The sequence below is a fragment of the Paenibacillus sp. FA6 genome (assembly GCF_051550225.1).
Taxonomy (GTDB): Bacteria; Bacillota; Bacilli; order Paenibacillales; family Paenibacillaceae; genus Paenibacillus_AQ.
In genome coordinates this window covers 3,918,561-3,937,377 of record NZ_CP188820.1, presented here as the reverse complement: position 1 = coordinate 3,937,377, position 18,817 = coordinate 3,918,561, and the positions used below count along the sequence as shown (strand labels likewise).

The following is an 18,817-nucleotide window of genomic DNA, read 5'->3' as shown; positions in this document are numbered from 1 at the left end:
AATTAACCGGATGAAGCATTAAGGAGAGACAACTATGACACTTAAAGAGAAAAGAGAACATCGACAATATCCCGAACAGACAAAATTAGACGCCTCTCGCGCAACCTATGAACGAGATTATTCAAGACTCATACATTCTCCAACGTTTCGCCGGCTTCAAGGTAAATCCCAGGTGTTCGGAGCGGGAACGGGAGATTACTATCGGACACGCTTGACTCATTCGCTGGAAGTGGCGCAAATTGCCCGTGAAGCATCGAAGAGTCTAGTGCGCACTTATCCCGAGGTGACTATCGAAATGGCGAATAATCCAGGACTTGTTATCGATCCCGAAGTGGTAGAATGCGCGTCTATCGCCCATGACTTTGGACATCCGCCATTTGGACATAAAGGGGAAGAAGTGCTAGATGGTATCCTCGAGCGTTTCATAGAAGAGAAGCTTAAGATGGCTACTAAAGGAAGATACTGCTCACCAGAGCATCTTATGAAAATCCGAAGTGGTCTAAGGGACAAGTATGAACATTTCGAGGGAAATGCGCATAATTTCAGATTAATTATGTTCCTGGAGAAAAGGGAGAACATGGATGGTCTGAATTTATCGGATGCTGTATTACTGGGCATTAACAAATATCCATATCCAGGGACTGAGCTCAAGAAGGGGCTTTATAAACACGAGTGGGAGTATATTTCACAGATACGCCAAGATTGGGGAATTCCAGGTCATAAGATGACGCTGGAAGCTCAACTAATGGATTTATGCGACGACATTGCCTATTCAGCACATGATCTAGAGGATGGAATCAAGGCAGGAAAAATAGTAGTCCATGAGTACTTTTTATGTGATCCATCCATTATTCGATTAATTGTAGAGAAGATTATGACGCTTGAGGATGCCTTCTGGGATGGGTGGAAGAACGAGCAAATCCAGCCGAAAGTAGAAGAAGTATTATCCTCCTTTTTACAAGTATGGAAAGAGAAGATGCCGATTTGTGAGAATGATTACTCTCGTACAAGACGTGAAGTGAAAGCATATTGGGTAAGTCTATTCGTGAGTAATCTGGGTGTGATCTCGGATGGGAGTTGGAAAAAGGTCACGTTCGTGAAAGACAATGCAGAGAACGAGGATATGCTGCGTACAGTAAGTGTGCTGAAGAGCTTTGCATGGGTAACGATGATTAAGGATTTACGAGTACAGCGTCTGCAAAAAAGAAGCGAATGGATCATTAAGCGACTTTGGGATGCCTTCTTAGATCCTGAAGTGTCCAAATCGATCATTCCGTCAGACTGGCTACAGCGTTATGAGCGAGATCAGTTGAAGGATGATCCAATCTGGACATGGGAGCATATGGTAATTGATTATATTGCAGGGATGACGGATGCTTTTGCAGAGAAAATATATAATGAATTATATGGGCTTAAGGTCGGTTCGATCTATGACTTGGATTAATATTTCAAAGTATAATTGACCAAATTTCGTGGCAATCCTTGACCTTCTATATAAGCCTTTAAATTCTCTATAAAGATATCAAAGACGCGTTCGTCGTAATGCTCAGTGTTTCCGGATATATGCGGTGTAATAATGACTTGATTCATTTTCCAGAGTGGATGATCTGCTGGCAAAGGCTCTTCTTCAAAAACATCCAGTCCCGCGTAACCAATAGTACCCTCTTCTAGTGCTCCCAACAGAGCCGTCGTATCGACGGTAGGACCTCGACCCACATTGATGAAGCAAGTCCCACGTTTACAGGCGGTAAAAGCGGCTGTATCAAAAATATGCCTAGTCTCCTCGGTCAGGGGCAGAATATTGATGATGTAATCACTTTGGTTTAATGCTTCGTGCAAATTGACCATGGTAAACATGGTATCCACGTAAGGGGAGGACTTGCCGGAACGTCGCACGCCCAGTACATTCATACCGAAAGCCTTTGCGATCTGCGCAGTCTTACTCCCAATCTCACCGACGCCGACGATAACGATGGTCTTATCATGTAGTTCTGATAGTGTTCCTGATCCACCTGATGCTATTTTTGGATTCCATAGATTTGCTTGTTGATTCTGAATAGATTGTTGGATACCGCGGGAGAAGGCTAGCATCATGGCGAAGATAGACTCTGCAATAGGAATAGAATGAACTCCACTGGCAGTTGTTAAAAGGATATCTTGTTCAGAGAATAGGTCGAGAGGCATCTTGTCCACACCAGCTGACCAAGATTGGATCCACTTTAGTGAGCTGTCTTCGTGTAGAACATTCTGTTCAAATTTGTTAGACCAGCCTAACAAAACTTCGGCTTCTAGAAGAACTTCAGGATCCAATAGATTTGCTTTTCCTATTGTAACGGTATAATTTGGAGCAATATGATAGATTTGCTGTAGATGATCGGCTGATAATGGATATAGACTAATGATTCGTTTCACGATGATGTCCTCCTAAGTATAGATCGGATGGTCTCGATATTAATCATGATTGTATCTAAATTATCGATTCAACACAAATTAAATCGAATAGACAAGTAGAAGCAGAAGCGGCTATGCCGTTTTTTTTCATAGAGAGATTATGCTTCCGATGCTAGCGATACTTCATATCACTTTAAGGCACCCGGTTCAGTGGAAATATAAGGAACAGAGTATCGAGTGAAACTTCTACTTTCTTATATTTTAAAAAATAAAAAAGAGTCTAATATTACTCGAAATAAACGTACGAGTCAGAAGGTGTATAAATGGCCCAAAACCTTGATTACACTCACTTTGTATAATGGACTTTATGAAGTGATATCTAATGTCAGTGAGCAAATGTAGGAGGCTATTGATAGGGTTGGTAGAACTAGAAAGCTTGAGCATTGGAACTGAAACGAGTATAATCACAAAGGTAGTGTGTAAATACCGGCCCCATATCGCGTTGACACGTAAATATAAATGTACGCAAACATGTTTCGGAAATTGCTAGAAAGGTTAATAAGACCTATATTTTCGGTTACATATTAGGGGAGTGCCGGAATTTTAGGAGGTTTATATGAATATTATTAGACATAATCGCTGGATTGCACTGTTAATTGGTGTGATATTAGTGTGTTTTTCTGCGATAAGTTTTTTGCTGCAGGAAGAACAAGAGAACAACCAGGGGAGAATATACAAGCAGGTCACAGTTAAGGAGACAGGGGAGTATAAATTTAAACCTTTGTTAACTTACTCAATAGAACATAAGGGAACCTTTTATACATTGATTAATAAGAAGCAACAGTTATCAATTATTGAGCAAGATGTAGTGGATCATTCCTCGATAAATAATTCTGTGAATAAAAGGGATATTCTGAAAAATAAGGAAATGGTGGAGCAAGACGCAAATGTGGAACAATTAATCGAAGTTAATCATCAGCTCGTCCCCCCGAAGGTACTATTCTTTACTCGGACCCAGATGCTTAGTCAGAAGGAGAAAGAACAATCGACTTTGCAATACACTGTAACCGATGAAGAACTGCTAATGCTCCGTAAAATCGTGATGGCAGAAGCGGAAGGTGAACCGTACGAAGGCAAGGTAGCAGTTGCTAATGTTGTCTTGAATCGGCTACGGTCAGCCAATTTTCCCAATACAATTTATAAGGTGATTTATCAGAAATATCAATTCAGTCCTGTGGCTAATGGTCGATTCGATCGTGTGAAGCCTTCTGAGGATACTATTTATGCTGTGAATGAAGCATTAAATGGACGTAAGGAAGTAAGTGACGACACTTATTATTTCCTATCGTTAAAGTTAGCTGAAGATTTGACAGTTCACCATACGCGTACATTTAGTGCAACGATTGGTAATCATTCCTTCTATAAATAGGACCCAGTTATTGAATATGTAGTTGTAGTTTGTGGCTGCTCATTAAAGAGGTCTAAGACCGTTTGTGCGCAATAATGAGGCTGTAGATAAGGTTCAATATGCTTAACCTGCTGTCTGCGGGTGTCTATCTGTTCGTATTGATTCGTCATCAGTTGAAACCACTTGTTGACAACTTGGGGAGAATGAATGGTTTCAGCAAACCCACGATTTACGAAAAATTGGCTATTTTGCTCTTCTTGCCCTGGAATGGCCTGGAAAAACAGCATAGGTATACCTTTGGCTAGTCCTTCTGTACAAGTCATTCCGCCAGGCTTTGTAATCAATAGGTCGGATACATCCATCAGTTTGTCAATCTGACATGTATATCCGAGAATGATGATGTTAGGGTGATGGAATATTGGATTAGCCTTCATTTTCTCAACAAGCTTGATGTTGCTACCCAAGCAGAAAATAAGTTGAATACGGTCCGCCCATGAAACCAACTGTTGTAATAAGTCAGGTTTCAGTGTGAGGCCCCATCCGCCGCCCATGATGAGCACAGTGGGCATTTTTTGTAGCTTCAATTCCTTCCGCAATTGTTCCTTATTCCCTCTCTCCCAGAAATCAGGATGTACTGGAATGCCTGTTGTTTGAATTTTATAAGACTGTACACCACGTTGAAGCAGCAGATTCCTGACTCTAGGTGAGGATGCTAAGTAATGATTCACTTCCGGGCTAATCCATGTCCCATGCACATCATAGTCTGTGATGAGGGTGATCAGAGGGATATCCATTCCCTGCTGTCTTAATCTTGAGATGACACTATTAGGTATAGGATGGGTGCATATAATGACATCAGGTTGTAGCTGGGATATGACTTGAGCGGCATGCGTATAGAAAATACGATGAAGAGCAAGTTGTGTGAGTCTAGTCAATGATTTATCATATCTATTTCTATAAAGTAAACCTATGATGGCTGGCGATGTACAAACCGTTTTACGGTAAGTAGATAATATCAATGGCCCGATCGTAGGATTTAGAAAATTACCAAGTTCAATCACCTTGCATTGTAGATTGGGTTGAAGTTTCTTCATACCGCTAGCCAAGGCATGAGCAGCTTGTGTATGTCCTGTTCCGAAACCTTCTGATAACAGGAGCACTCTCTTTTTTCTCATGAATTCACCCATTTCCTTCTTATTCAGTATGATGCTTACAGATAATATGAGTATAACTAATTATGTGTTTATTGTAAGTTAGATGCAATCTTTTATTAACAGACCTAAGACGGTTTTTATTCCTAGACCTTAGTTGGGGATGAGGAATTTAGTGCTCCATTGTTATTATGCCATAAGTCTCCTTCTTTTAGATACATATCGTATCATTAAATTTAAATTGATATTTAAATAGCTGCATGTTATAGTAATGACTGACCGGATGACTAGTTATATAATATAGTCATTTATTGATAATATCAACCTATTTTGAAAGGAGAGATGAAATGGCTGTGATGGATCGTCGTAAGCAAGTGCTTACTGCTGCGGCCCAATCCTTTGCAACTTTCGGGTACAAGGCAACAACGATGGAGCAGGTAGCTAAAATCGCCAATGTAGGAAAAGGAACGATATACAATTTCTTTACGAATAAGGAAGAACTATTTGATGAGATTCTGTACGGAGTCATTATCGAAATGAGGAAGATTCCAGATCGGGAGATTAGTCGGGATAAGTCATTCTTGGATAATTTGTATAAAGTTCTCGATGGTTTACTGGAGTTCCGCAGAGAGCATGAGCTATTCATTAAACTATCGCATGAGTTACGGGATTTCGGAACACCTCAAGTGTTAGAAGCCCTCGATAAAGTGGAGAATGTAATCTTGGAGTATTTGGAACGTGAATTACAGGCCGCTATAGATAGTGGAGAAATTAAACCTTGTGATCCCAAAATTGTGTCGATTGTAATAAAGAAGCTATATATTACACTAACCACAGAAATTAGTAAGCATCATGAGCCATTGAGCAAAGAACAGATTAAACATTATTTTCGATTGTTTCTTTCGGATGGATTGGCAGTACAATAATTAAATAGTTAGAAAAAAACTTCCTTTGGGAGCGATGTATTAGACAAAGACGTAAGCATCGCGATTTCGGAGAGAAGTTTTTATTGGCCGATATATGACCGGATGAGGAAGTTAGTCATAACGTATTTTGACCTAGGGGAGAGAAACTGATTATGAAGTCATTAGCTGTGTTTTTTAAAGATATGGGAACTGCTATTAAGAATCCCAAAGTACTGGTTACAATGATTGCGATCCTATTTGTTCCAGTGATGTATAGTGGAATGTTCTTGGGTGCTTTCTGGGATCCCTATAGTAAAATGGAAGATCTACCCGTTGCTGTAGTTAATACAGATATAGGGGCAAACTTTGAAAGTAAGTCACTTCACATAGGTGAAGAATTAATTGAGGAATTGAAAGTGACAGATGGCTTCAAATGGGAGTTCGTGTCCAAGCAAGAAGCTGAAGAAGGCATGAACAATAATCACTACTATATGACGATTGTCATTCCTGAAGACTTCTCTTCTAAAGCTACAACGTTAATGGATGATCAACCACAGCCTGCTGAAATTATATTTATGCCAAATGAAGGATATAACTTTCTTGCAGGACAGATTGGCGGAACAGCAGTAGAGCAGATTAGAGCGAAAGTATCTGCGAAAGTAACGGAAGTGTACACAGAAACATTATTTGATCAGATTGAAACGGTATCCACTGGCTTCAAGGATGCTGGTGCTGGAGCTAGTGAAATAACGGATGGAGCTATTAAGCTGGATGATGGAGCTATCTTACTGAAAGATAATTTAGTTAAAATGGTTGACGGTACAATGAAGTTGCAGGAGGGTATTACGCCCCTTACCAAAGGTGTCGATGATCTTGGGCAAGGGGCAACACAATTGCAGGCTGGATCTTTATCGTTAGCAGATGGTCTTGTTCAACTAATGGCAGCTCAGAAGCAACTCGAGAGTGGAGCCATTCAAGCTCATACAGGGACCAGCCAATTGCAAGCGGGTCTGAAATCCTCTGAAGAGGGTAGTGCGAAAATTTCAGCAGGGTTACAATCATCTGCTAATGGAGCATCGCAATTGGAAGTTGGGCTGCAAGCTACGGTTAAAGGATCGGCTCAATTACAAACCGGGCTTGAATCTTCCGTAGATGGAAGTGCTAAGCTATCGAAAGGCTTGCAAGATGCTGTTGATGGTAGTGAACAAGTGGCAACTGGCGCGGCTAGTGTAGCTCAAGGACTTAAGCAACTAGCAGACTCTAATCCACAGCTTGCTGAGAACTCGGATGTACAGAAATTGATAGCAGCCAGTCAGGCCGTAGCACAAGGCAGTAATAAGGTGCACGAAGGACAGCAACAATTAGTACAAGGAGCAACACAATTGCATGAAGGACAAGCACAATTGGTGCAGGGAGCAACGCAACTGCACACAGGTGCAGTACAGCTTCATGCAGGTGCTAGCCAATTGGATCAAGGAACACAGCAGTTGCTCCAAGGAAGTACGGAATTACATCAAGGACAACAGAAGCTTGTACAAGGTGTTAATCAATTAGATGCAGGGCAGACCCAATTGGTTGACGGTTTGAAATTATTCGGATCTAAGATGGGTGATGCGGTCTCAGGAAGCCAACAATTGGCAGGAGGGGCAGAGAAGATAGCTACCGGATCTGAGACATTAGCTGGTGGTATGAGTCAATTAGGAGATGGAGTCGTTACCCTTGCGGATGGATCTCAGAAGTTAAGTGAGGGTGCTGGAGACTTGGAAAGTGGCCTCGTTAAATTGAAAGATGGTTCAGATGAGCTTGCATCCAAGTTAAATGATGCGGCCGATACGACGGGGGAAGTTAAGGGGACCGAGGAAACATTCAGTATGTTCGCTAAGCCCGTTATTGTGCAAGAGGAAAAAGTGAACAAAGTACCTAACTACGGTACTGGATTTGCTCCGTACTTTCTATCACTAGGGCTGTTTGTAGGTGCACTGATCACAACGATTGTCATCCCAATTAGAACATCTAATGTACCCAATGCATCAGGGCTTAATCGATTTGTAAGCCGGACGTTAGCTTTTTGTAGCATTGGATTAATTCAATCACTGTTAGCCTCAACATTAGTTCTTTATGGTTTAGGGCTGGAAGTACAAAGCGTACCTATGTTCTACCTATTCAGTCTAATTACAAGCTTATCGTTCATGTTCTTAGTTCAGGCATTTGTGACATGGTTGGATCAACCAGGACGTTTCGCAGTCATTGTCATTCTAATTCTACAACTTACAACAAGTGCGGGTACGTTCCCAGTTGAACTCATTCCGGGATGGTTGAAAGTTCTCAATCCGTGGTTCCCAATGACATATAGTGTTCAAGGGTATAAAGCTGTTATCTCAACGGGGGATGTTGGAATGATGTGGTCCCAAATAGGTATCTTGGGTATATTCGGTGGGATATTCCTGATTGCAACATTCTTATATTTCATGCGTAAACCGCAGTCTTTTAATGTAAAAGAAGAACAAACCTTAACGGCTTAATATAGATTAACCTACAAAGGCACTCCGATTCCGGAGTGCCTTTTTTATGAATTATAAGCAAATGTTTTTTTCGACAAAAACAGAAGCAAACAAGATTGAAACAAATCCACAAGACGACAACAAATAAATAAAGGCTAATATATAATATGAAATGTTAAACATATATATATTAAGTAAGGTTGGAAGAAAGATTGAATTTGGATGAACAAGCTTAGCCAAAGAAAAGTAGAGCGAGGTTATCATCAATGAACGGAAATAAAGAACTAGGAACCGAAGCACGGTTTGATGTGGAGATACAGCAGAAAGAGAATATGGACATTATAAAGATCATGGCGCAATGTAACATTGCCCCTGAAAGATGGAAAGCTTATATAAACGAGGAACAAAATAGACTCTAAAGAACTAACTTTGGAGTCTACGGCGAGTCTAAGTCATATTTGTGTAAAAGTGAGGAAGCTACTTCATTGTTCGTTCCATACGTATAAAAGCGATAAATCGCTTAGCTTCATCCTCCGAAAGACTGCGTCCATCGATGGTAAGGTTAAACCGCTCCAATAGCTTATCATCGGAAAGTTCCAAATCATCTACAAAGTGACGTACGTCATCCTCCATAACTAGGTTGTGATTACTAGTTCTCCCAATTAAATAATCAACGGAAACTTCGAATACATCAGCGAGTTTTGTTAATATTTCAAAATCAGGCTTGCGCCGACTTTTTTCGAAATGAGAGAGAGAAGCCCTTGTAATACCAATCGAACGGGAGAGCTCATCTTGTGTCCAGCCTCGAGCCTCTCGTAATTCTGCAATACGATTCCCATGATTCATGAATTACCCTCCTGTTGCAATCTAAGTGTATTAGTTGCGCTATTAAATGGTCAGAAAAAAGTAGAGATTTAAATTAAGTACTTGACATGATACATATTGTATCGTAAATTGGATTTGTCGGATACAATATGTATCTGTATCTATATTACCCCAATTACTTATATTGAATCATGAAGACTACATTTAAATAAAAGGAATGAAAATATGACTCCCAATATACATGATTGGGCCGAACTTTCTCTTAACGCGCATATGTACATCAGAGAAGTAAGAGGAAATAAGGTGAACAGTAAACGACGTCCAATATTTTTAATGGAATTAGGCGATAACACGATATGTTTCTTAAGTGATTTGGATTTACCAATGTTATCTAATGTAGTGTATGGATTCGATATACAGAACGCTAGTTCTAAGGTCACGCTGTTGGGGAAAATAGAAGCTAAAGGAATGTATGAGCATCAATTTCAATATCGGGTCAAGCTAATAAATAGCGTCAAGGGATACCAATTGTATAATACTAATATGTTGAAAAAAATGTTGCTTCATTTAGATTATTTCATGACCTCTAAACATAAACAAAGATTCAAGATGCATAGAAATAATATGAATGTGTTTATTTTACTATAAATCATTACGAAGTGCATTCATTTTAGAAGCCATTCATACCCAACCAAATCTAAATGGATTAGGCTGATCCCAATATTGAGGATGAAGACAAATGATTGATATACACTGCCACATTCTACCTGGTATTGATGATGGTCCACAACAATTAGAACAAGCGATTGGATTGGCTAGAGCAGCAGTAGCAGAAGGAATAACGACACTTATAGCGACACCTCATCACCTTAATGGAAGGTATAACACACCTACAGAAGTCATGATGCAGGCGGTTGATATGTTTAAGCATGAGCTACTGCAACATCGAATTCCACTTCGGGTAGAGCCTGGGCAAGAAGTACATGTTCATCCTGGATGGATCGATGAGTTCTATAGAGGCAATTTATGCACACTCGCTAACAGTCGATATATGTTGTTGGAATTTCCCGCCAGACAAGTTCCTCCTAATTTGCAAGACGTTCTCCACGAATTAAAGGTAAAAGGTATAATACCAATTTTAGCACATCCCGAACGCAACAGTGAGGTTGTTAATTCGATCAAGGTGACGAACGAATTGTTGGAACAAGGAGTACTATTTCAAATTACAGCTCATTCAATCGTGGGTCTTTTTGGAAAAAGGGTGCAAAAGTGGTGTTTTCATTTATGTAAGAAGAATCAGTTACATTTCATTTCATCAGATGCTCATGATGTCGTTCGAAGAAATTTCGTGATGCAGAAATCATACGATAGAATTGGCAAACTATTCGGGGATGATGTGGTGGAAGGGTTGAAACTGAATGCCCTTCACGTTCTGGAGGATCGTCCCATGGTTACTATAGGAACAGACAAGGTAAAAAGAAGACCGCTAATGTGGTTCTGATGCGAGAAGATGGAGTGTGAATTCAGGAGGTAAGATTCATGGAACTTAAGGAATATGTCGGTATTATTCGAAAAAAGATGTGGCTCATCATCGCTATTGTTGTCGTGGCATGTACACTCTCAGCTGTGAAGAGCATGTTCTATACAGAGCCTATCTATCAAGCCAATGCAAAGCTTATCGTTAATCAGGCATATGAATTTGAAGGTAGAGCATTATTGGATTATAGCACGATCCAGACGAATATTATGGTCATTCATTCATATATAGATATCATTAAATCATCAACAGTCATGGAGAAGGTCATAACAAATTATCCTGATCTGGGCAAAACAGCGAATGAGTTGGCTAGTGATATCAATATTTCAACTACAAACGGATCACAAGTGATGACTTTGAGTTACAAAGATCCCTCTTATGAAGTTGCAGCTACAACGGTTAATGCAGTAGCCAAGGTATTTAAGGAGCAAATTCCTGGAATTATGAAGGTAGATAATGTTACGATTCTGAGTTCGGCCAAATTAGATGAAGAAGTATTCTCAGTGAATATAAATCCAGTTATAAGTATGGTGATCAGTTTCATAATGGGCCTTATGCTCGCAATGGGCCTTGTCATTCTATTAGATTACATGGATGACACATTTAAGAATGAAGCTGAAATTCTTAAAGAGTTGGGACTGCCTACACTTGCACTAATCACTATGATAAAAAAGAACGATATACGAGTTCATAAGAAGGCAAGATCTCAATCTCAAACCAAGGTAGGTGAAGGCGAATATGCTGCCACGCTCCATTCATGAGAAGTATAATCTAGTGACCTCAATCGACCCTAAATCTCCAGTGTCAGAGGCCTATAGAACACTTCGTACCAATATTCTTTATTCCGCTATTGATGAACAGATTCGTACGATTATGGTTGCATCTGCGCAGGCAGGTGAAGGTAAAACAACCACAGTTAGTAATTTGGCGGTAGCTTATGCACAAGAAGGAAAGAGAGTTCTACTAATCGATGCAGATTTTCGTAAACCCTCCTTGCATAAGGTATTTACCATATCTAATCATTTAGGATTAACGAGCGTGTTGTCGAATCAAACTTCGATTCAAGATGTTGTGAAAGATACATTTGTGGAGAACTTGGACGTCATCACGTCTGGGCCGATCCCACCCAATCCATCTGAAATGCTAGGATCGCTAAAAATGAAAACGATCCTGGAACAAATGAAAGAACAGTATGATGTGATTTTATTTGATACACCACCGGTACTAGCTGTAACCGACGCATTAATTGTGAGTTCATTGTGTGATGGAATTATACTCGTCGTAAACTCGAGCAAAGTAAAGAAGGAATTAGTTAAAAAGGCAAAGGCTAACTTAGAACATGTCCATTCACGTTTTCTCGGAGTGGTCTTGAACAATATCAACACGGGCAAAAGGAATCCTTATTACTATTATTATGGTGAGAGATAAACAGAACATATTTGTAATATAGCTCAGGTAAATGCCTACTATACCTCTATCATTGTAGGCACTCGGTCATACTGTGGGTCCATGGACCTTAGACGTGAATCGTCAAGGGTGTGAAGTGAGGAGGGGTTGAATGCCCTATTGTACATATATCGTGGAAGAGGCGCTATGCCCTCTAGAGGAGAGTATAAATGATTCCAACATCCCAAAGGAATGAAGTTGACGTATTTATTGATAAGCACTTATCCTATCCGCATGTCGCGCCCAATCATCATGGTTCGGATAAACCATATCTATTCATGAAGAGAATAATGGATGTGATGGGATCTATATTTGGCCTACTCCTATTGTCGCCTATATTTGCAATTGTGGCGTTACTAATTAAATTAGAGGATCCCAAAGGACCTGTATTCTTTCATCAAATTCGTGTCGGCAAGAATGAGAAGGAATTTCATATGTTTAAATTCCGATCCATGGTCTCGAATGCTGAAGATCTGCTTGTTGAATTGCTACATCGCAATGAGGTTAGTGGTGCTATGTTTAAGATAAAGAACGATCCTCGTATTACAAGAATAGGAAAGTTCATTCGAAGAACGAGTATCGATGAATTTCCTCAATTATGGAATGTTCTACGTGGTGAAATGAGTATGGTTGGTCCTAGACCTCCACTCGTCAGAGAGGTAGCAGAGTATTCCTCATATGATAAGCAAAGGCTTCATGTAACACCAGGTTGTACGGGTCTATGGCAGGTGAGTGGAAGAAATAGTGTTGGATTCGAGAGAATGGTAGAACTGGATATTCGCTATATAGATCAGAGAAGTATTTCATATGATCTCGGGATTATTTTCAGAACCATAAGAATGCTATTTGGAGCCAAGGATGCTTTCTAATGATAGTTCAAAGGAGAAAAAAGATGAGAATTGGGGTAGACGCTCATATACTGGCCGGTAAGTTTCAAGGTAGCAGAACCTATCTATTAAATTTGTATCATGAAGTAATGAAACAGGGAGATCATAATAACTACTGTTTCTTTGGACACTGGTCTTCAGATTATCCTTATGGAAATAACCCTAAGTATGTGGAATTCAAGTCAACTTCTAAGATCAGGAGGTTGACGTATCAAACGAGTCCATTGCTCAAAGAAAATAAAATCGAACTGTACCATACTACATATATATCACCACTCATGGTGCCGTGTGACACGATCGTTACGATACATGATGTTCTATTTGAAACACATCCTCAATATTTCACGAAGAAAGAAGTGCTGAGGAATAAGATCCTTGTTAGATATTCTGCAAAAAAAGCGAAACAAATCCATACGGTATCCGAATACTCTAAACGTAAAATTGTTGAATTGTATGGCGTTCCAGAGCACAAAGTGAAGGTTGTGCCGAACGGTGTAGATATTACTAGGTTTAGTCCTCAGAACAAGGAATTATCGAGAGACATTGTTTATGAAAAGTATGGAGTTAAAAATTATATATTAACAGTGGGAAGAATTGAGCCAAGGAAGAATCACATACAACTACTTCATGCATACAAGATATTAAAAGAGAAGCAGCGTGATGAGTTGGGTAGTCTTGTCATTGTTGGAAGCCCTGATTTTGGATTCAAACAATTTTTCGAAAAAATGAAGGAATTGAATTTAGAAGAAGATGTGAAAATAATAGATTCAGTAGATGATGAAATGCTTCCTCATATATATCGTGGAGCTAGGCTTTTTGTGTATCCTACATTTGCAGAAGGCTTCGGTATTCCTCCAATTGAGGCGATGGCTTGCGGTGTTCCAGTGATATCCTCCAACACAACGGCGATCCCAGAAGTTATTGGTAATGCAGGGATTCTGATAGATCCTAACAATGAGTTGGAGATTGCAGAGAGAATGGAGCAACTTTTGGGTAATCCTAGCCTTCAAACAGAGCTTATTTCTCAAGGATATTCTCAAGCGTCCAAATGGACGTGGCAGTCTGCGGCACAATCATATCTGAACTCTTTACAAGAGGTTCTATAAAGAGGTAGCTCAAAAAGTCATCTTTTGATCACGAAGGTTAGCAGGGAGCGTATTCGACATCGAAGATTGAATTCAGCCGGTCCTTCCGGTGCTCACGTAGGTACTGCCTACGCTCCGCTCCTCACTCCCTAGCTTCATTCAATCTTCTCGGTGCTGAAAAGCTGACTTTTTGAACTCTGACTATAAATAGTTGTTAATAAAGTTGAACGGGGTGAAAATATGAAAGCCACAGTCGCTTTTTGCGGTACAAGGGGAATACCTGCTGCTTATGGTGGATTTGAGACAGCTGTCGATGAGATTAGCTTAAGACTAGTTCAAGAAGGTGTGGATTGTCATGTGTTTGGACGATCTGAAGCGGAGGGTAATCATGATTCAATAGATGATAGGACAATTATTAATGTAAAAGGAAGTCCATCAAGAAAGCTGGATACTTTTGTCTCATCCATAAATACAGGCAAATACTTGTTTAAACATCGAAAAGAATATGATTTCGTATTTTGGTTTAATAATGCTAATTTACCTGGAATTCTACTTACTAGATTGGCTAGAATTCCAATGGCGGTAAATACGGACGGATTAGAATGGAGAAGAATGAAATGGTCATGGCCGTTCAAATGTTATTATTTTTTATCTTCGTTGCTCATATGTTTGTTTTGCAAAAAGTTAATTTCAGATTCCGTGGCAATTCAGAATTACTACAAATCTACCTTTTTCAGAAAAACACAATTCATTCCATATGGAGCGCCAATCATTTCGCAAATGGATGAAGAGAAGAAAAGTGAAATTATGAAGAAATACGAGTTAAATGGACAAAAGTATTTTATTCAAATTACTAGATTTGAACTTGATAACCTTCCCCTGAAAATCATAGAAGGCTTCAATCAATCGAAGTTATACGAAGAAGGATATCAATTCATATTAGTGGGGTATAGAGATTCAACGCCCTATTCTGAGTTGTTGAAGTCTTTTGATCAAAAGAAAGGTGTTCGTATTTTAGCAGCTAATTACAATCAAGAAGAACTTGCGGTATTGAGAGAGAATGCTGAGTGTTATCTTCATGGAAATTCAGTTGGTGGAACGAACCCTGCTTTATTGGAGGCCATGGGATCTTGCAAGCGAGTGATGGCCATCGATGGTCCATTTAGTGAAGAAGTTCTAGGTGGATATGGATTACTGTTTACGCAAGAACGATTAGCTGAACAATTCAGAGAAGTGATCAACATGGAAGATCAAAGCGGGGGAATGAAAGAGCGGTTGTATAGTAACTATCAATGGGACGCAGTTGCAAGATCCTATAGGGAGTTAATGACTTCTAAATCGACCAATTATCTCAATCAAGTAGAGCGAAATGCGGAGATAGAACAGGAAGTGTTGTATGATCGACGTCATAGTTCCTATATATAAGGGGATTGATGAAACAAAAGAGTGTATTCAATCTTTATTAGCTTGCCCGAACGATGAACAACATCGTTTTATTCTCATAAATGACTATTCTCCTGAGAAAGAAATAAATGAGTATTTAAGTGGATTAACGGATGAAAGAATTGTTGTATTGCACAATGATATGAATGTGGGTTTTGTTAAAACAGCCAATAGAGGTATGAAGTATTCAGATAACGATGTTATTCTATTGAATTCTGATACCGTAGTAACTGACAAGTGGATTGATAAGCTACATGCAGCTGCTTGTTCCAGTTCTCGTATCGGCACGGTGACAGCACTTACAAATAACGGAACTATAGCATCGGTTCCAGCATTCAATAAAGACAATGAGTTACCCCAAGGATATACAATACAGCAGTTCTCAAATTTAGTTGAAACGATCTCCAACAAACAGTATCCTGTGATTCCAACAGGAGTAGGTCATGTGTTATATATCAAACGGATAGTTATCCATTCGATTGGATATCTGGATGAACAGACTTTTGGGATGGGTTACGGTGAAGAAGTTGATTTCTCTTACCGTGTTATTAAATATGGGTATATCAATATTTTGGCGGATGACACATTTATTTATCATTATGGGAGCACCTCATTTAAAGAGGATAAAATCCAATTAGCGAACAAGAATAAGAAGAAGTTAAGACAAAAGTATTTGTGGAGTCGTGTGAAACTGAAGTATTTCATATTGTTTAACAATGATGTGAAGAGAATAGCGCTAACCATTCAAAGAGAATTGAAGAGGGTTAATTACCGTGAAAACTATGAAAAGGCTCGATAGAGCAATTCTTCTAATAGTTATTGTTAATACCTTTTTCCTGCGATACATCAAGGTAATGTACCCTGAGTGGTATATACTTGATGTTTTTTTAATAGCTTATGTTGTAGTTCGTTTATTAAAACAGAAGATTAAGTTTGATTGTATAGTCTATTTATCATTACTCTTTGTTATGACTGTTCTCGCTATCAATATTTATATGTTTGGCTACAATAGCAATGTTAATAGCAACATACTCATGCTTTTTATGCCAGGAACATTAATAGTATATTTTATCTATCTTAGAAAGACATATACGATGGATGTACTAGAGTTATTAGCCAAGAATTTGACTGTTTTTTTGAATTGTTATTTTGTATTGAACGCCATTATTATAACTATTCAATATCGAACGGAAACTTTTATGATGGGGAAATTTATTGTTTATAATTCATTTATCCAAGATCATATGGCAGGATTAATCGGTATGAATGGTGTGAATGTTCTCAACTATATTTGGATCGCTACCTTACTATTTAATTTGTACTTTTATCTTGAATCGAAGTCTAAATGGAGATTAGCATGGCTCATTGCTCAGTTTATGGTGATTTTAGAACTATCTACTTTGAATGATAATAAAATGTTTAGTATTACCTTTCTTGCTTTTCTAATCGCTTATTTTGCATTTTACTTTATAAATCACAAAGTATCTCCCAAATATATAGTCAAGTTAATTTCTATTGTTTTTCTAGCTTATTGTAGTTGTCTGCTGATTTATAGCTTCACTAATTATTCAGAAGAAGTCAATAAGATTAATGTTCTCGTTGGAGACTTTTTATCAGGAGATTCTGCTGTTCCGAGTGTGCATAATGAACGTGCGTACTTAAATTACTTGGCTTTTCAGAAATATGGTGCTTACGATTTAGGGATCGGCTTGAACAATGTGAACATTCTAGATAACAATATCCATGTTCATATAGGAATTAACAGTGCTTCTTTAATTCTTATTCAGGGCGGCATGGTGCTGTTGATTTCAGTCATTCATTTATATTCGATACTTCTATTGAGATTATTCTCTAATATAACAAGTGTTAACAAAAAGATGGTCATGTACATTATTATATTTAGTACGTTGTTATTAACCTCCTATGCCACTCAACCTTTTAGAGATCACTATGTATTTGTAGCGTTATTGTTGATTTATCTTATATTCTACTTAAACACCAAGAAAAGGGGAATCGAAGAGGGGGTACATAACGATGAAAAAAATTCTGTATATAGCCCATGAGAATACCAAAAGTGGAGCCACTCATTCTTTAATTAATTTGCTGGACTATCTACCTCCTGATATTAAACCTCATGTGTTGATACCAAAAACACTCAATGTCCGAAGTATTATAAAGAAAATGAAAAATAATCTATTATATTCAGACACATTAAAAAAAGAGCTTGATAAGCGGGATATTCCGTATTATCAGGCTTTTTATTATTACGATAACCTTAAGCAGGATATCCATTGGTTAAAAAGGAAGTTTTTCACCTTTATTCGAAAAGATGAACTTAAAAGGATGAAAGGGATAGTAGAACAAGAAGGAATTCAACTGATCCATTCCAACTCCAGTGTAGTAAAGTTCGGCGCTGATCTCGCTAAATTATCCGGTATTAAACATATATGGCATGTACGCGAAGATGTTAAAGAAATGTTTGAAATTGAGAAAGAGCTTCTATCAGAGTATTATTCGACCATCGTTAGTAGAAGTGAGAAAGTAGTCTTTGTTTCAAATGAGTTAAGAACGGAGTTTCAAAATGTATTGAATTATCATGGCATACAGCATGACTTAACAAAATTAATAACGGTTTACGATGGTCTTCCACTCCATTTAGTTACAGCAGATTCAACTAACAATCGAATAGAAGCGACTGTATCCAACCCGTTTACCATTACATGTATTGGTACAGTGTACAAAATTAAAGGTCAAGAAGATTTAATCGAATTGGCCCGGAAATTGAAACAAGACACGAAGGGGAATTATCGAATTCTAATTATAGGTCAAACAAAGAAGAAATATTACGCTCAGCTACTTCAGAAAGTGGTGGAATATGGTGTTCAGGATATGGTGCAATTCATTGATTATACAAATGATTTAATGACACTGAGAGAGGCATCTGATGTTGAAGTGGTTTGCTCCAGGAATGAAGCTTTTGGAAGAGTTGCTATTGAAGCTATGCATTTTGGAAATCCCTTGATTGTTACTGCCGTTGGGGGACTCAATGAGATTGTTGATCATGGTCAATCTGGATTGAAATATAATCCGGGCGATGTTGAACAATTATATCAATATATTATGGATGTACAACTGAATAGAATCAATGTGCAGGGCATGATTGAAAAGGAGAAATTAAGAGCTAGTGAATTCGATATTAGAACATGTGTATTGAAAGTCTGTGAATTGTACTTGTGAA

18 protein-coding genes are annotated in these 18,817 nt (G+C 38.6%); 15 read left to right on the top strand and 3 right to left on the bottom strand.

Annotation, left to right across the window (positions count from 1 at the left end; all coding sequences use genetic code 11):
* Positions 1-34: 34 nt before the first annotated feature.
* On the top strand, positions 35-1,444 hold the full coding sequence (locus ACP8HI_RS18205; RefSeq protein WP_438347596.1) for a deoxyguanosinetriphosphate triphosphohydrolase family protein: 1,410 nt from the start codon (positions 35-37) through the stop codon (positions 1,442-1,444).
* Here the strand turns inward: ACP8HI_RS18205 and ACP8HI_RS18200 are convergent.
* Positions 1,441-2,412, bottom strand: coding sequence for a D-2-hydroxyacid dehydrogenase (locus ACP8HI_RS18200; RefSeq protein ID WP_438347595.1), 972 nt, complete (start codon positions 2,410-2,412; stop codon positions 1,441-1,443). The two genes, ACP8HI_RS18205 and ACP8HI_RS18200, sit on opposite strands and share 4 nt — an antisense overlap.
* 595 nt (positions 2,413-3,007) lie before the next feature.
* Here ACP8HI_RS18200 and ACP8HI_RS18195 point away from each other — a divergent pair.
* Positions 3,008-3,820 (top strand): cell wall hydrolase, encoded by an 813-nt coding sequence (locus tag ACP8HI_RS18195; RefSeq protein ID WP_438347594.1) that lies wholly within the window; start codon positions 3,008-3,010, stop codon positions 3,818-3,820.
* Here ACP8HI_RS18195 and ACP8HI_RS18190 read toward each other — a convergent pair.
* Positions 3,811-4,974, bottom strand: a complete 1,164-nt coding sequence (locus tag ACP8HI_RS18190; RefSeq protein WP_438347593.1) for an MGDG synthase family glycosyltransferase — start codon at positions 4,972-4,974, stop codon at positions 3,811-3,813. The genes ACP8HI_RS18195 and ACP8HI_RS18190 overlap by 10 nt on opposite strands.
* Positions 4,975-5,297: 323 nt before the next feature.
* On the opposite strand from ACP8HI_RS18190, the gene ACP8HI_RS18185 reads away from it, so the two are divergent.
* From ACP8HI_RS18185 to ACP8HI_RS18175, 3 genes are all read left to right on the top strand, one after another.
* Positions 5,298-5,876: a TetR/AcrR family transcriptional regulator gene (locus ACP8HI_RS18185; RefSeq protein WP_438347592.1), complete on the top strand. Its 579-nt coding sequence runs from the start codon at positions 5,298-5,300 to the stop codon at positions 5,874-5,876.
* 152 nt (positions 5,877-6,028) lie between these two features.
* Entirely contained in the window at positions 6,029-8,377 is a 2,349-nt protein-coding gene (locus ACP8HI_RS18180; protein WP_438347591.1) for a YhgE/Pip family protein, read from the top strand.
* Positions 8,378-8,622: 245 nt separating this feature from the next.
* On the top strand, positions 8,623-8,775 hold the full coding sequence (locus ACP8HI_RS18175; protein WP_438347590.1) for a hypothetical protein: 153 nt from the start codon (positions 8,623-8,625) through the stop codon (positions 8,773-8,775).
* A gap of 58 nt (positions 8,776-8,833) precedes the next feature.
* Here the strand turns inward: ACP8HI_RS18175 and ACP8HI_RS18170 are convergent, their stop codons facing one another.
* Positions 8,834-9,202: a helix-turn-helix domain-containing protein gene (locus ACP8HI_RS18170; protein ID WP_438347589.1), complete on the bottom strand. Its 369-nt coding sequence runs from the start codon at positions 9,200-9,202 to the stop codon at positions 8,834-8,836.
* Positions 9,203-9,484: 282 nt separating this feature from the next.
* Between ACP8HI_RS18170 and ACP8HI_RS18165 the strand changes: the two genes are divergently transcribed.
* From ACP8HI_RS18165 to ACP8HI_RS18120, 10 genes are all read left to right on the top strand, one after another.
* Complete coding sequence (locus ACP8HI_RS18165; protein WP_438347588.1) at positions 9,485-9,829, top strand: hypothetical protein; 345 nt, start codon at positions 9,485-9,487, stop codon at positions 9,827-9,829.
* Positions 9,830-9,920: 91 nt separating this feature from the next.
* Positions 9,921-10,682 carry a tyrosine-protein phosphatase gene (locus tag ACP8HI_RS18160; protein ID WP_438347587.1) on the top strand — a complete coding sequence of 254 codons (762 nt, stop codon included), beginning with the start codon at positions 9,921-9,923 and terminating at the stop codon, positions 10,680-10,682.
* Positions 10,683-10,720: 38 nt separating this feature from the next.
* A complete protein-coding gene (locus ACP8HI_RS18155; protein ID WP_438347586.1) occupies positions 10,721-11,479 on the top strand; it encodes a YveK family protein in 759 nt (252 codons plus the stop codon).
* The gene (locus ACP8HI_RS18150; RefSeq protein WP_438351891.1) at positions 11,460-12,146 is read left to right on the top strand and encodes a CpsD/CapB family tyrosine-protein kinase; all 687 of its coding nucleotides are present in this window, start codon (positions 11,460-11,462) and stop codon (positions 12,144-12,146) included. Before ACP8HI_RS18155 ends, ACP8HI_RS18150 begins: the two co-directional genes overlap by 20 nt.
* Positions 12,147-12,334: 188 nt before the next feature.
* Entirely contained in the window at positions 12,335-13,033 is a 699-nt protein-coding gene (locus ACP8HI_RS18145; RefSeq protein ID WP_438347585.1) for a sugar transferase, read from the top strand.
* A 23-nt stretch (positions 13,034-13,056) separates the two neighbouring features.
* A complete protein-coding gene (locus tag ACP8HI_RS18140; RefSeq protein WP_438347584.1) occupies positions 13,057-14,157 on the top strand; it encodes a glycosyltransferase family 4 protein in 1,101 nt (366 codons plus the stop codon).
* A gap of 219 nt (positions 14,158-14,376) precedes the next feature.
* Complete coding sequence (locus ACP8HI_RS18135) at positions 14,377-15,561, top strand: DUF1972 domain-containing protein (RefSeq protein ID WP_438347583.1); 1,185 nt, start codon at positions 14,377-14,379, stop codon at positions 15,559-15,561.
* Positions 15,533-16,378 carry a glycosyltransferase family 2 protein gene (locus tag ACP8HI_RS18130; RefSeq protein ID WP_438347582.1) on the top strand — a complete coding sequence of 282 codons (846 nt, stop codon included), beginning with the start codon at positions 15,533-15,535 and terminating at the stop codon, positions 16,376-16,378. Before ACP8HI_RS18135 ends, ACP8HI_RS18130 begins: the two co-directional genes overlap by 29 nt.
* Positions 16,353-17,642, top strand: a complete 1,290-nt coding sequence (locus ACP8HI_RS18125; protein ID WP_438347581.1) for a hypothetical protein — start codon at positions 16,353-16,355, stop codon at positions 17,640-17,642. The genes ACP8HI_RS18130 and ACP8HI_RS18125 overlap by 26 nt, the downstream gene beginning before the upstream one ends.
* Positions 17,614-18,816 carry a glycosyltransferase family 4 protein gene (locus tag ACP8HI_RS18120; RefSeq protein ID WP_438347580.1) on the top strand — a complete coding sequence of 401 codons (1,203 nt, stop codon included), beginning with the start codon at positions 17,614-17,616 and terminating at the stop codon, positions 18,814-18,816. Before ACP8HI_RS18125 ends, ACP8HI_RS18120 begins: the two co-directional genes overlap by 29 nt.
* The last annotated feature ends 1 nt before the right edge of the window (position 18,817 follow it).